Genomic DNA, 267 nt, shown 5'->3' with positions numbered 1-267 from the left:
CTGATAGCACGGACCATCCGCAGCCAGACAGCGGCCATCATCGGCAATATCATGCTTGCCGTGCCCGGTGCGATGCTGATCGCAATGGCGTACCGGGCGGCGACGGGACATCACTACATCGATCAGACGAAGGCGACGCACCTGCTGCACGATGCGAATCCCACCGCGCAAACGCTGTTCTACGCGGCGGCCGCGGGGATATGCCTGTTTCTCGCAGGGCAGATCGCCGGATATTTCGACAATGTGTGCGCGTATAACCGCATTCCC

Annotated in this window: 1 pseudogene; it reads left to right on the top strand. The window is 61.0% G+C overall.

The features are described from left to right. Window positions 1-267 (top strand): annotated as a pseudogene (locus SB753_RS37755) (recombinase); the annotation flags it as partial.

It is taken from the genome of Paraburkholderia sp. SIMBA_053, assembly GCF_046534895.1.
Lineage (GTDB): Bacteria > Pseudomonadota > Gammaproteobacteria > Burkholderiales > Burkholderiaceae > Paraburkholderia > Paraburkholderia caledonica.
The sequence above is the reverse complement of the archived record's forward strand: the minus strand, read 5'-3'. Positions and strand labels throughout refer to the sequence as shown.